This window comes from Staphylococcus argenteus (assembly GCF_000236925.1).
In the GTDB taxonomy this organism is placed as follows: domain Bacteria; phylum Bacillota; class Bacilli; order Staphylococcales; family Staphylococcaceae; genus Staphylococcus; species Staphylococcus argenteus.
In genome coordinates this window covers 2,340,752-2,352,794 of the sequence record NC_016941.1, presented here as the reverse complement: position 1 = coordinate 2,352,794, position 12,043 = coordinate 2,340,752, and the positions used below count along the sequence as shown (strand labels likewise).

Here is a 12,043-nt window from a genome sequence, read left to right as displayed (position 1 = left end):
ATCGATACTTTTTTTATTTGTTGATTTGTAGAATGTTAGGTGAGTTATTAAATTAAAATTTGTCATTGACGTAGTAGGCCATTAATACAAAACCTAGCTCTCGTTTAACTTTATTTTTTCCTCGAACTGACATTCGAGTGAAACCCCAAATAGCCTTCATAAATCCAAAAACAGGTTCTACACCAATTTTTCTTTAACTATAGATTTTTTCGTTTCTGGTTCAGAAAGCTTTTGATTAATTTGGGCTTTAAAGTATTCCCAATTATAATTCTTCATAATTTTCTTATTGGATTTCGAATTTGGCTTCATGCATTGATTTCTCATAGAACATGCTGAACAGTCGTCACATTCATATAGTTTGAAGTCACGTTTAAAACCATATCTATCATTACAGTATGCATATCTTTTAAAACCTATTCTTTTGTTATTAGGACATATAAATTCATCATTAAGTTCGTCATATTTCCAATTTTGAGTGTTAAAAATGTCACTTTTAAACTTTCTAGTTTTATCTTTAATAAACATGCCATACGTAATAAGTGGTGTTTTATTAAAATCATCTATAATAGCCATATAGTTTTGCTCACTACCATAACCTGCATCAGCTACAATATACTCTGGTAAATAACCGAAGGTATTTTGAATCATTGTTAAAAATGGAATTATCATCAATAAGATTTTGCTTTAAACATTGACTATGGAACTGAATAAATAAAGATTCAATTAACGCATCAGTATTAGGATTCACTTTAAAACGATTAATAGTTTTATAAGAAGGTGTTTGATCTTGAGCTAACCACATCATTCGAATACTGTCATGAAGTAATTTCTCTATTCTACGACCAGAAAATACAGATTGAGTATATGCATATAAGATGATTTTTAACATCATTTTTGGATGATAGGATGTTGCACCACGATGATGTCTGAATTCATAGAATTCGCTATCAGGTATCGTTTCAACAATTTCATTAACATATCGCGAAATATCATTTTGAGGAATTCAAACAGAAGTTTCTATTGGTAGTGCAAGTTGAGTCGTATTATAATTTTTATACATAAAGCACCTCGTTAATTTAGTTTAGTGGTATTTATTAAATTATACGAAGGGGCCCAACACAGAAAATTCATGTTATTGAATTTTACATTTATGTGCAAGTTGGGCAAAGTGTCTTATTTTTTAAAAGTATTTCAAAGTAAAATTACATGTTAATACGTAGTATTAATGGCGAGACTCCTGAGGGAGCAGTGCCAGTCGAAGACCGAGGCTGAGACGGCACCCTAGGAAAGCGAAGCCATTCAATACGAAGTATTGTATAAATAGAGAACAGCAGTAAGATATTTTCTAATTGAAAATTATCTTACTGCTGTTTTTTTAGGGATTTATGTCCCAGCTTGTACTGTATATCATTATTTTAAACGGGCCATGCGATTACGGAAGAATAAGCTTATAACAAGTAAACCGATGCTACAACCTAGTAAAATGATACCGTTATGAATAGCGTCAGCTTCTGTAATCACTTGATCTGGTGGTACATTTAAATAATATTTTTTTAAAGCATCTGCAATTTCTTGTGCGAGAGCTTTAATAATATAACTGAAATACAATGTAATGACTAACATAATTGCTAACACTAAAATATTTACTACTTTTAGAACCGTGCGATTAAATACAATTGTCAGTATTGTTATGACTAGGCTAACGATACATAAAATAAAGAAACCGTTAAAAACTAAAATTAAGCGATCGATTCCTTGTTGTAAATCATTGATATTACCCAAGTTAATATTCAATTGATGCATTTTTCCAATTGTCTCGTTAAAATTTTTAATGCCATCAAAATTTACAGATTCTTTGGTGAAGACAATATTAAAAATAGGTTGTTTCCACATGCTGTATCCAGCGATTGCGGTTAATATAACAACAATGATTTGAATAATCATACTTACCAATGAACGTTTTTTCTTACCATATCGCTTACCGCGATGAATATTCGGTTGTTGAAATGTCTCATCAAATGGTTCTAATCGTTGATTTGGATTTGTCATGCAAGGCACCTCCGTATAAAGTTCTTTTCTTTACTTATCAATATGTCTAGTTGTCTGTTATAATGATGAAAAATCACTGTTCAATTGTAGTCTTAAATTTGAAAGTGAAAAAGAAAATATCTTCTACATTATATACTTTTTTTGGTAAAGAATGTAGGGGATAGACAATCATTGGATACATAAAATATATAAAGGTAGGTAAAGACATTGATTAGAAACCGTGTTATGAATAGCGTTGTGAATAAATATTTGCTTCACAATCGTTCTATTATGTTTAAAAATGATCAAGATGTTGAAAGATTTTTTTATAAACGAGAAATTGAAAATCGAAAAAAACATAAGCAACCATCGACATTAAATGTTAAAGCAAATTTAGAAAAATTATCTTTAGATGATATGCAGGTCTTTCGCTTTAATTTTAGACATCAAGTTGATAAAAAAATTCTATACATTCACGGTGGATTCAATGCATTACAACCATCACCGTTCCATTGGAGATTGTTGGATAAAATTACATTAAGTACTTTATATGAAGTAGTACTACCTATCTATCCAAAGACGCCAGAATATCACATTGAGGACACTTTCCAAGCAATACAACGTGTTTATGATCAATTGGTATCGGAAGTAGGTCATCAAAACATTGTAGTTATGGGTGATGGATCAGGTGGTGCACTAGCATTATCATTTGTACAATCACTGTTAGATGCGCATAAGCCATTACCTAATAAAGTGTATTTAATTTCACCAATTTTAGATGCTACATTATCTAATAAAGATATTTCTGAAACATTAATTGAGCAAGATGCAGTTTTAAGTCAATTTGGAGTTAATGAGATTATGAAAAAGTGGGCAAATGGCATTCCTCTAACAGATAAGCGTGTTTCACCTATAAATGGTACAATCGTTGGATTACCACCAGTTTATATGTTTGGTGGTGGCCGTGAAATCGCATATCCTGATATGAAATTGTTTGAACAAATGATGTTACAGCACCATCAATATATAGAGTTTTATGATTATCCTAAAATGGTTCACGATTTCCCTGTATATCCAATCCGTCAATCGCATAAAGCTATTAAACAAATTGCTAAATCGATAGACGAGGATGTAATCCAAAATAACCAATAATAAAAATGAAACCCAGTTATATTAAATTCAAGTTGGAAGATATTTAACTTGAAAGTATGACTGGGTTTTGTTGATTCTTAAATTGATAGAGATTTGATTTTGTTGTAATGATGATTTTATTTTGAATGAAAATCACCAATGAGCGTGTTTATATGCGTAATAATAAAGTATTGTCCTTTAAGTTGATAAAATTGATCTAAAAAACTATCAAATTGACGTGGAATATCATTCAATTCTGCAAAATTAAATGTTTCTTCATGATTGCGATGTGTGATTTTATTTTGGAATTTATCATAAAGTTCTAAGAATTGCTGATCTTCATACTGTTTCTCTACAATTGTCATGATATTATCAATGGCTTGTTTTTGCCCTTGGACATAAGCCATATGTGTGCCACGCTTAAGTAGCTGATTTGCTGGTCCATTAATGAACAAACCTTTTTGTGCATTTAGTTCTGTGAGCTCATATTTTACATCATCTAATAAATCTAATAATTCTATATGAATTTTTTGTTGTAACGCATCTGTCATCATAATGCTCCTTTATGTGGGATTGCTATTTTATGACCCAATTGTTTGGGCCAAGTGATAGTAGGTTGATTTTTATAGTACTGTTCGATTTGTGAAAAAAATGATTGTGGGAATGCGTCAGAACGACGTGTTTGTTGGTTTATTCCCATCATCATGACTTCATTTGTTGATGCTAGTGTATCATCTTCTTTAGTTAATGTTAAAAATAAATGCAAACGTTTATAATCATAGTCGTATATGTACAGCGTAACAGTAAATATATCGTCAAGAGATAATTCTGAAAGATAAGTTGTATGCTCTTCTAAGGTAAATAAAGTAAATTTTAAATGATCACGTTCTTCTAAGGACATGCCATGACTGTAGTTAAATAGATTAACAACATGACTGAAAATGATATTATAATTTGCATCATGCATATGGTTGTTGTGATCAATTAAATCAGTTGTTACAGTTTGGGTATGCGTAAAAAGTTGTTTGATAATAACCAGCTCCTTAGTGTCTATCATACTAAAATAAATTGTGACATACACGTTATTTAATTCGTGATAAAATAATAATGAATTCGTTGTTTAGGGGGAGTATGGATGGCTTTAACAATACGGTATCAAACAGCACATCAAACATTAAGAGTTGTTGATCGTGTAGAAGATGTACCAAAAGATGCAACAATCATTTGGTATGACTTTGATGTACCGAATGAAAAAGAAAATGAATGGTTTAAAGCACACTTTAATTTTAATGATTTAGAAGTGGATGATGCAATCAATGGCATGCCACGTGCTAAGTATAAATCTTACAAAGATTATCAGTATGTTGTATTTCATAGTATTATTGGTGCAGACTATTCACCAATCGCGTTAAATATTTTTATACAAGACAATATATTAGTTACATATCATCATCAAACGTTAGAATCATTAAACAAAGTTGTCTATAAATATATGAATACATTAGATCCAGAATTGGATTGTGCAGATATAGTTATTTTAATCTTAGATATGATGGTGGATAAATATTTCAACTTTGTATACTCACTCGAAGATAGTGTGTACAATTTTGAAGACCGTCATGTTGATGATCGATTCAATAAAATGGTCATGGATAGTGTATTTAAATTACGCTCTGACTTGATTAAAGTAAAACGTGTCTTGTTTCCTATGCAAGAACTTATTGATACAATGAAACAAAATGGCGACTTGATTATAGATGATAAACATTCGTTATATATACAGCACATCGATGATCACTTGATTAAACAACGTAATATCATTAGAACAGCACAAGAAATGACTAATGAGATTCGAGAGAATTTTGAGTCATACACTTCATTTAGAATGAATAATATTATGCAAGTATTAACATTAGTATCAGTTATTTTTTCACCATTAACATTCATTGCAGGAATTTATGGTATGAACTTTGTAAATATGCCAGCCTTGCGTTTACATTACGGTTACTATATTTGCTTAGCTGTAATGTTCGTCATAGCTGTTGTATTAGTAATCTTTTTCAAACGTAAAAAATGGTTTTAATTTAGAAATGATGAAAAGGTAGGTATGATCATGAGTGATTTTCAAAGAGAACAGAGAAAAAATGAGCACGTTGAAATAGCAATGGCACAATCTGATGCACTACATTCAGATTTTGATAAGATGCGCTTTGTACACCATTCAATTCCGTCAATCAATGTGGAAGATATCAATTTGACGTCACAAACACCTGATTTAACGATGGCATATCCGATATACATCAATGCAATGACGGGTGGTAGTGAGTGGACGAAAAATATCAATGAGAAATTAGCGGTTGTTGCGAGAGAAACTGGTTTGGCTATGGCAGTAGGATCTACTCATGCGGCATTAAGAAATCCACGCATGGCTGAAACATTTACAATAGCAAGAGAAACAAACCCAAATGGCACAATATTTAGTAATGTTGGTGCAGATGTGCCTGTAGATAAAGCGTTAGAAGCGGTAGAATTGCTAGAAGCACAAGCGTTACAGATTCATGTGAATTCGCCTCAAGAACTCGTCATGCCAGAAGGAAACCGCGAATTTGCGACTTGGCTAGATAATATAGCTGAGATTGTAGCACGTGTATCTGTTCCAGTTATAGTAAAAGAAGTTGGTTTTGGTATGAGTAAAGAGTTAATGCATGATCTACAACAAATTGGTGTTAAGTATGTTGATGTTAGTGGTAAAGGCGGTACTAATTTTGTAGATATTGAAAATGAACGTCGTGCTAATAAAGATATGGATTATTTATCTTCATGGGGACAATCTACAGTTGAATCATTACTTGAAACAACTGCTTACCAAGGTGAAATATCAGTATTAGCTAGCGGTGGTTTACGTACGCCACTTGACGCAATTAAAAGTTTAGCACTTGGTGCTAAAGCGGTAGGGATGTCACGTCCATTTTTAAATCAAGTTGAAAAGAATGGAATCACACATACAGTAGAGTATGTAGAATCGTTTATAGACCATATGAAAGCAATTATGACGATGTTAAATGCCAAAACCATAGATGATTTAACACAAAAACAGCTCGTGTTTAGTCCTGAATTAATGTCGTGGATTGAACAACGTGGTTTAAATATACATCGAGGATAGCACAAAAAAGAGGAGGCGAGCGCCTCCTCTTTTTATAATATTTAACTAAACCATTGAATGAATCCCATGATGACTATAACGCCAATTAAATCGATTAGGAATGCTCCTACTATAGGCACTACTAAATATGCTTTAGGGGAGTTACCATATTTTTTAGTAATAACATCTAAATTTGCCATGGCATTTGGTGTAGCTCCTAGTCCATGTCCAATAAAACCGCCAACCATAACTGCAGCGTCATAGTCTTTTCCTAAACCTCTAAATAAAATTAAGACAGCAAATAAAATCATAACGATTACTTGAACTAAAACGATAATAATAAGAGGTATAGCGAGTTTGTAAATTTCAGTAAGTTGAATGCTCATTAATGCAAGAGATAAGAAAATACCTAATGCGACATCACCAATTTGATTAGTGATTTTTAAATCAACAATATTAAAGTTGAAACTTTCGGAAATATTTCTAACAATAACAGCGACAAATAATGAGCCAACATAAATAGGAACATTAATACCAGTTTGATCTGTAAATAAATGACTAAAATAGCTTCCTACTGCCATACAGAAAACTACGATTGTAAATTGGATGAAGAATACTTCAGTTCCATTATATTTACTATGTAAATGTTCGTTATAAGTTACTTGGCTATAATCTTTAAATGTATCATCACTATGTTGTGGCTTTAGGTTATAACGTTTAATTAAAAACTTAACAACTGGTCCACCTATAAGACCACCGAATACAAGACCTAAAGTTGCAGCCGCAAGTGCCGCTGTTAATGCTGAATCTATACCAAGTTCTTGAATAGTTTTACCATAAGCAGCTGCATTGCCATGTCCACCTTCCATTGACATGGAACCGGCAGTTAATCCCAGTAAGGGCTTAATATTCAATACTTTAGCCAGTGATACACCAACTAAATTTTGGATGACAGAAATGATGGCACAAAACATAAAATAAAGCAGTAAAACTTTGCCACCAAGTTTGAACAATTTTAAAGATGCACCAAGTCCGATTGTAGTAAAGAATGCTAACATGAAGAAATCTTGAATGAATGAAGCATCTAATTTAATCTTAACCATGCCAAATGAATCTAAAGCCGCAACTAAAATAGCAAAGATTAAACCACCAATCACTGGTGCGGGTATACAAATACGTTTTAAAAAATTAACGTGATTAACGATAGCCTTACCAAGTAAGTAAAGTATACAGGCTAAACATAATGTTGTAATTGCATTTAGTTCTATCATTTTCAAATCCCCCTTGTTGAATATCCCTTGCCCTAAAGTTAAAGTGCTTGAAATTGTAAGCGCTATAAATGGGCACTTTTAACATTATACATGCAACAAATCAATATTTCTAGTTTTTGAAAACAATAGAATTAATATTAATGCATAGAAGTTTAATAATTATAAATGATTATATTTATATATTTTACAATTTAGAGCAAGTTCAAAAAGGTGAGATAAATCAAAAATATGATGGACAAAAAGAAAACAATCAACCCATCCGTATGCTGACGGCACGATTGATTGATTTATAAGGAGATAGATTTCATTTTCATGATAGTAATCAATGAAAGACGGCATTTACTTCCACGTATCTTCGGGAAACATACAATCTGATTTACGCATGCGAGACACAAATGGGTTTCCTTTTACTGTGTAACGTAATGCTTTATGAGTCCAGTCTCCCTTATTTGGAATACCAACTCGTGGACTAGCAACAATATCTTTGGGGTATTTACGATTCTTTGTATCAATAGATAATCTACAATCATTTAGCGTTGCACCGTCAATAGAACGTGGGATGTTAAATGCCTTAGTCCATTTTCCTGGGCCATTCGTTACCTCGTAGCCTTTCTTACCTCTGTTACGGAACATAGCGGATAAACCGTCTTCTGGTTCAATAGCACGGATGAGTACACCTTCTGGTATGCCTTCAGATTTAGTTACAAAATTAATGAGTAAATGTGTATGCATGACATGTGCATAAATTGTACCGCCACGCTTATATAGAGATGTCACTTTTGGTGTTACTTTACCACTAAAACCATGAGCTGCAAGATCATCAAATCCTAAGTATGCTTCCGTTTCCACGATGTAGCCTGTATAAGTTTGTGCCTCATCTTGATAAATTACTTTAACACCTAAAAGGTTTTTGGCAATTTTTCTCGTATCATTATTAACAAAATCCATATTATTCTCCTTGGCAATTATATGATTAATTTAAATAAAAATGAAAAACATATTTTTATTGTGGTAATTGTTTGTTAAACTAGTATTGTTAAGAATTATAAAAATATTAAGTATTTACTTTGATGCTGATATTAAAACAACAAATATAATGTCAAATTTCAATGTATCTAGTTAATCATAGTTTGTTATTAGTATAAATAACCTTGTATTTACTTTCAAATAGGGTAAAACAGAGATTGACACAATTAGTGAATTTGTTTTTTGAAATAGTGATATAAAAGACTCAGCTTTAACTATGTGCTTTGTGTATGTTGGAGGTTGTTGAAGAGAATTGGCTAGTTAATGAATCAAACACTTCATAACAGGAATAATGATTAAAAATATAAATATGATTAATGAAAGGGAGAAAACGCAATGGAACAATTACCTCAAGTAGGTTTTATGAAATCATTTGTATTATTTTGGAAAAATTATGTTAATTTTACGGGAAGATCAAGACGAAGTGAATATTGGTATATGACGCTGTGGCATTTAATATTTTTACTTCCTGCTTTCTTCGTGATGCTTATGGGAATAGTATTTGTGGGTATAGGTGAGGAAACAAATGCTGAAGTATTATCTATGTTTGGTGTGATGATATTAATACTTACAGTTATATATATGTTTGCCTATTTATTAGCAACGATTATTCCAAATTTGGCATTAAGCGTTCGAAGATTTCATGATATATCAAGAACAATGGTATTACCAATTATAATGTTTGCATATGGTATTGTATTCTCTATAGTAGTGCAGTGTATCGATTCATATTATGATAATGATTTAATGTATATGCCAATTGGAATTTTAATTTTGTTAGTACTTCTTTATCTTGTTTGTTTTGGACTTTCAGTTACAATGATAGTGTTCCTATGCTTTGACAGTAAGCCGGCAAATAAATATGGCGAAAGCCCAAAATACCCATCTACAATTAAAAAACAACCAGAAGTAGCTGGAACATTAGAAACACCGAAAACACCGGAAGAAACAGATAATCAATTTTAATGATATAAATATCTCAGCAGATTGTTGCTGGGATATTTTTTTGCAAATGAAGCATTAGAACAATGAAAAGAGTTTTCCAAACATTAATGACTCTAAATATGCCATGAAGTAAATATGAGTCATTTTCCAACCTTGAAAATTTAAAAAATATTGCATGTAAAGTGTATAGAAATGTTATATTAAGATAAATAGATATTATTTGAGGAGGCAAAAGATGGGACTTGTAATTGAACATGTTACAAAACGTTTTGGTAAGATGACGGCAGTAAATGATATTTCATTAGAGTTAGAATCAGGCAAAATGTTAGGCTTTCTAGGAAGAAATGGTGCAGGTAAAACAACGACATTTCGTATGATTTTAGGCTTAAGTGAACCAACAGAAGGACACATTACATATAATGGTAAAAAATTAGATAAAACGATGTATAATCGTATCGGTTATTTACCGGAAGAACGTGGCTTACATGCTAAAATGACAGTCGAAGATGAATTAAAATATTTAGCAACTTTGAAAGGGATGTCAAAGAAAGATATTCAAAGTCAAATGACTTATTGGCTTGACCGATTTGACATAACTGAAAATCGCAAAAAGCGTATCGATAGTTTGTCGAAAGGAAATCAACAAAAGATTCAACTTTTAGCAAGTATGTTACATAAACCAGAATTACTCATTTTAGATGAACCATTTAGTGGTTTAGATCCCGTCAATGTTGAACTGTTAAAAGAAGCAGTTAAAGATTTAAATGATTGGGGAAGTACGATTGTTTATAGTTCACATCGTATGGAACATGTTGAAGAATTATGTGATGACGTATGTATTTTAGATAAAGGTAAATTAATTGTGTCAGGTGATATTCAGCATGTACGTTCATCGAATGGATACCAAAAAGTTGTAATTGAATCAGAAGCACCTATACCAGATTTATCGCAAATAGATGGCATCATTCAAAGTGAAAGTATTAAGCAAGGCATACGTTTAACAATTGAAGATGAAGCGGTGGCAAAAAATATTTATCAAGTTGTAACACAACAAGGTTATGTTAAACGATTCCAAGTTGTAGAACCATCATTGCAAGATATATTCATTGCGAAAGTAGGTGGCAAGGATGAATAAGTTTTGGGCGACATTCAGTTTGACTTACATTAATAAAATTAAAGCAAAATCATTTATTATTTTTATGATTATCATTGCAGTATTAATGATTGGTCTTTCAAATATCGATAAGATTATAAATATGTTTGATGATGGACCAGATAAAATTGGTGTGGCAGCACCGAATGAACAAATTTATAACGCATTTAAGCAGCAGGGAAAAGCGTTTCAAAGTGATGCTAAATATACGAAAGTCTCTAAAGATGATGCTGAAAAACAAGTGAAAAATCATAAACTCGATAAAGCTTATGTAATCAATCTGAATAAAGATAACACATTGCAAGCGACCATTATAAGTGAGAAACGTGTAAGTAAAGAGGATACGCAAAAAGTGACTGCTTTATTAACAACAATTCAAACGAACTTTGTTGCTACAGAATTAAATATTAATAAGCAAGACTTACAAAAATTACAAGCACAAAGTAAAGTTAACAATAAAATTGTTTCTAAAGATGAAGTTGATAAAGTTTCTGAAGGACAAAAGATTTTTAACTATGCATTGGCATATGGCATTATCTTTTTAATGTTCTTTATTATTTTGAATTATGCATCTCAAATAGCAATGGAAATTGCTAGTGAGAAGACATCACGCGTGATTGAAATGATTATTACTAGTATTTCTCCAGTTCGGCATATCTTTGCTAAAATTTTAGGTGTGATTGCAGTCGCAGTGACTCAGATTATTTTAATTGTATTAATGGCAGTTATATGTATTTATGCATTTGATTTAAAAGACTTACTTAAAGGTTTTAACGTTGAAATGAATCAATTATCTTGGCAAATTATTATTGTCGGAATTATAAGTAGTATCGTTGGAATCATGGCGTTTGTCTTATTAGCAGCAATTCTTGGGTCATTGACATCTAGAATTGAAGACCTGAATCAATCTTTAATGCCAATGACATTAATAGGAATGATTGCATTTTATATTGCGTTATTTACAATTAATGATCCTGATGGGAAACTTGCTATAATCACTAGTTATATTCCATTCTTTGCGCCGTTTCAATTAGTTGTACGTGCCCAAACGTCAGCGCTTCAAATAAATGAAGTAATTATAAGTTCTTTAATCTCAATTGCAATGGTAGTAGTCTTATTGTGGATGGCAATTAAAACATATAAAGATTCAGTGCTGACATTTGAACGTGGACTATTCAAAACATTTAGACGTGTATTCAAACAATAAAAGATAGTAAGAGTGACACATATTTTTCGTATTATTCGATGATGTAAGCGTGTTACTCTTATTTTTTGTATTTATCTATAGAATAATGCCTAAAAAAGTGTACAATATGTATGTGAAAACGAACTTTTTAAATGGGAATG

General features: G+C 31.6%; 12 protein-coding genes and 1 pseudogene. 7 read left to right on the top strand and 6 right to left on the bottom strand.

Going from position 1 to position 12,043, the window contains the following annotated elements; all coding sequences use genetic code 11:
• Nucleotides 1-76: 76 nt before the first annotated feature.
• Both SAMSHR1132_RS14370 and SAMSHR1132_RS11560 read right to left on the bottom strand, forming a co-directional pair.
• A pseudogene (locus SAMSHR1132_RS14370) lies at nt 77-1,003 on the bottom strand (transposase); the annotation flags it as partial.
• A 407-nt stretch (nt 1,004-1,410) separates the two neighbouring features.
• The gene (locus SAMSHR1132_RS11560) at nt 1,411-2,049 is read right to left on the bottom strand and encodes a hypothetical protein (RefSeq protein ID WP_000184230.1); all 639 of its coding nucleotides are present in this window, start codon (nt 2,047-2,049) and stop codon (nt 1,411-1,413) included.
• A 207-nt stretch (nt 2,050-2,256) separates the two neighbouring features.
• Between SAMSHR1132_RS11560 and SAMSHR1132_RS11555 the strand changes: the two genes are divergently transcribed.
• Complete coding sequence (locus SAMSHR1132_RS11555; RefSeq protein ID WP_000620872.1) at nt 2,257-3,180, top strand: alpha/beta hydrolase fold domain-containing protein; 924 nt, start codon at nt 2,257-2,259, stop codon at nt 3,178-3,180.
• 116 nt (nt 3,181-3,296) lie between these two features.
• On the opposite strand, the gene SAMSHR1132_RS11550 is transcribed toward SAMSHR1132_RS11555, so the two are convergent.
• Both SAMSHR1132_RS11550 and SAMSHR1132_RS11545 read right to left on the bottom strand, forming a co-directional pair.
• Nucleotides 3,297-3,710: a hypothetical protein gene (locus SAMSHR1132_RS11550; RefSeq protein ID WP_000128661.1), complete on the bottom strand. Its 414-nt coding sequence runs from the start codon at nt 3,708-3,710 to the stop codon at nt 3,297-3,299.
• A complete protein-coding gene (locus SAMSHR1132_RS11545; protein ID WP_072324264.1) occupies nt 3,710-4,198 on the bottom strand; it encodes a thioesterase family protein in 489 nt (162 codons plus the stop codon). Before SAMSHR1132_RS11545 ends, SAMSHR1132_RS11550 begins: the two co-directional genes overlap by 1 nt.
• Nucleotides 4,199-4,294: 96 nt before the next feature.
• Here SAMSHR1132_RS11545 and corA point away from each other — a divergent pair, with 96 nt between their 5' ends.
• Nucleotides 4,295-5,242, top strand: coding sequence for a magnesium/cobalt transporter CorA (gene corA / locus SAMSHR1132_RS11540; protein WP_001229241.1), 948 nt, complete (start codon nt 4,295-4,297; stop codon nt 5,240-5,242).
• Nucleotides 5,243-5,272: 30 nt separating this feature from the next.
• Nucleotides 5,273-6,322 (top strand): type 2 isopentenyl-diphosphate Delta-isomerase, encoded by a 1,050-nt coding sequence (gene fni / locus SAMSHR1132_RS11535; RefSeq protein WP_001279371.1) that lies wholly within the window; start codon nt 5,273-5,275, stop codon nt 6,320-6,322.
• Between the two features lie 41 nt (nt 6,323-6,363).
• On the opposite strand, the gene gltS is transcribed toward fni, so the two are convergent.
• Nucleotides 6,364-7,572 carry a sodium/glutamate symporter gene (gltS, locus tag SAMSHR1132_RS11530; RefSeq protein WP_000571587.1) on the bottom strand — a complete coding sequence of 403 codons (1,209 nt, stop codon included), beginning with the start codon at nt 7,570-7,572 and terminating at the stop codon, nt 6,364-6,366.
• Between the two features lie 116 nt (nt 7,573-7,688).
• Here gltS and SAMSHR1132_RS14150 point away from each other — a divergent pair, with 116 nt between their 5' ends.
• Entirely contained in the window at nt 7,689-7,865 is a 177-nt protein-coding gene (locus SAMSHR1132_RS14150; RefSeq protein WP_160149170.1) for a hypothetical protein, read from the top strand.
• Between the two features lie 46 nt (nt 7,866-7,911).
• On the opposite strand, the gene SAMSHR1132_RS11525 is transcribed toward SAMSHR1132_RS14150, so the two are convergent.
• Nucleotides 7,912-8,520, bottom strand: coding sequence for a DNA-3-methyladenine glycosylase (locus tag SAMSHR1132_RS11525; protein ID WP_000348286.1), 609 nt, complete (start codon nt 8,518-8,520; stop codon nt 7,912-7,914).
• A gap of 414 nt (nt 8,521-8,934) precedes the next feature.
• On the opposite strand from SAMSHR1132_RS11525, the gene SAMSHR1132_RS11520 reads away from it, so the two are divergent.
• From SAMSHR1132_RS11520 to SAMSHR1132_RS11510, 3 genes are all read left to right on the top strand, one after another.
• Entirely contained in the window at nt 8,935-9,564 is a 630-nt protein-coding gene (locus SAMSHR1132_RS11520) for a DUF805 domain-containing protein (RefSeq protein WP_000436834.1), read from the top strand.
• 214 nt (nt 9,565-9,778) lie between these two features.
• Entirely contained in the window at nt 9,779-10,678 is a 900-nt protein-coding gene (locus SAMSHR1132_RS11515; protein WP_000524824.1) for an ABC transporter ATP-binding protein, read from the top strand.
• Nucleotides 10,671-11,903 (top strand): ABC transporter permease, encoded by a 1,233-nt coding sequence (locus tag SAMSHR1132_RS11510; protein WP_001032307.1) that lies wholly within the window; start codon nt 10,671-10,673, stop codon nt 11,901-11,903. Before SAMSHR1132_RS11515 ends, SAMSHR1132_RS11510 begins: the two co-directional genes overlap by 8 nt.
• The last annotated feature ends 140 nt before the right edge of the window (nt 11,904-12,043 follow it).

Excerpts from the sequence above, each read along its gene's own strand:
- SAMSHR1132_RS11560 (WP_000184230.1), bottom strand. The coding sequence starts at position 2,049 with ATGACAAATCCAAATCAACGATTAGAACCATTTGATGAGACATTTCAA.
- SAMSHR1132_RS11550 (WP_000128661.1), bottom strand. The coding sequence starts at position 3,710 with ATGACAGATGCGTTACAACAAAAAATTCATATAGAATTATTAGATTTA.
- corA (WP_001229241.1), top strand. The coding sequence starts at position 4,295 with ATGGCTTTAACAATACGGTATCAAACAGCACATCAAACATTAAGAGTT.
- fni (WP_001279371.1), top strand. The coding sequence starts at position 5,273 with ATGAGTGATTTTCAAAGAGAACAGAGAAAAAATGAGCACGTTGAAATA.
- gltS (WP_000571587.1), bottom strand. The coding sequence starts at position 7,572 with ATGATAGAACTAAATGCAATTACAACATTATGTTTAGCCTGTATACTT.
- SAMSHR1132_RS11525 (WP_000348286.1), bottom strand. The coding sequence starts at position 8,520 with ATGGATTTTGTTAATAATGATACGAGAAAAATTGCCAAAAACCTTTTA.
- SAMSHR1132_RS11520 (WP_000436834.1), top strand. The coding sequence starts at position 8,935 with ATGGAACAATTACCTCAAGTAGGTTTTATGAAATCATTTGTATTATTT.
- SAMSHR1132_RS11515 (WP_000524824.1), top strand. The coding sequence starts at position 9,779 with ATGGGACTTGTAATTGAACATGTTACAAAACGTTTTGGTAAGATGACG.
- SAMSHR1132_RS11510 (WP_001032307.1), top strand. The coding sequence starts at position 10,671 with ATGAATAAGTTTTGGGCGACATTCAGTTTGACTTACATTAATAAAATT.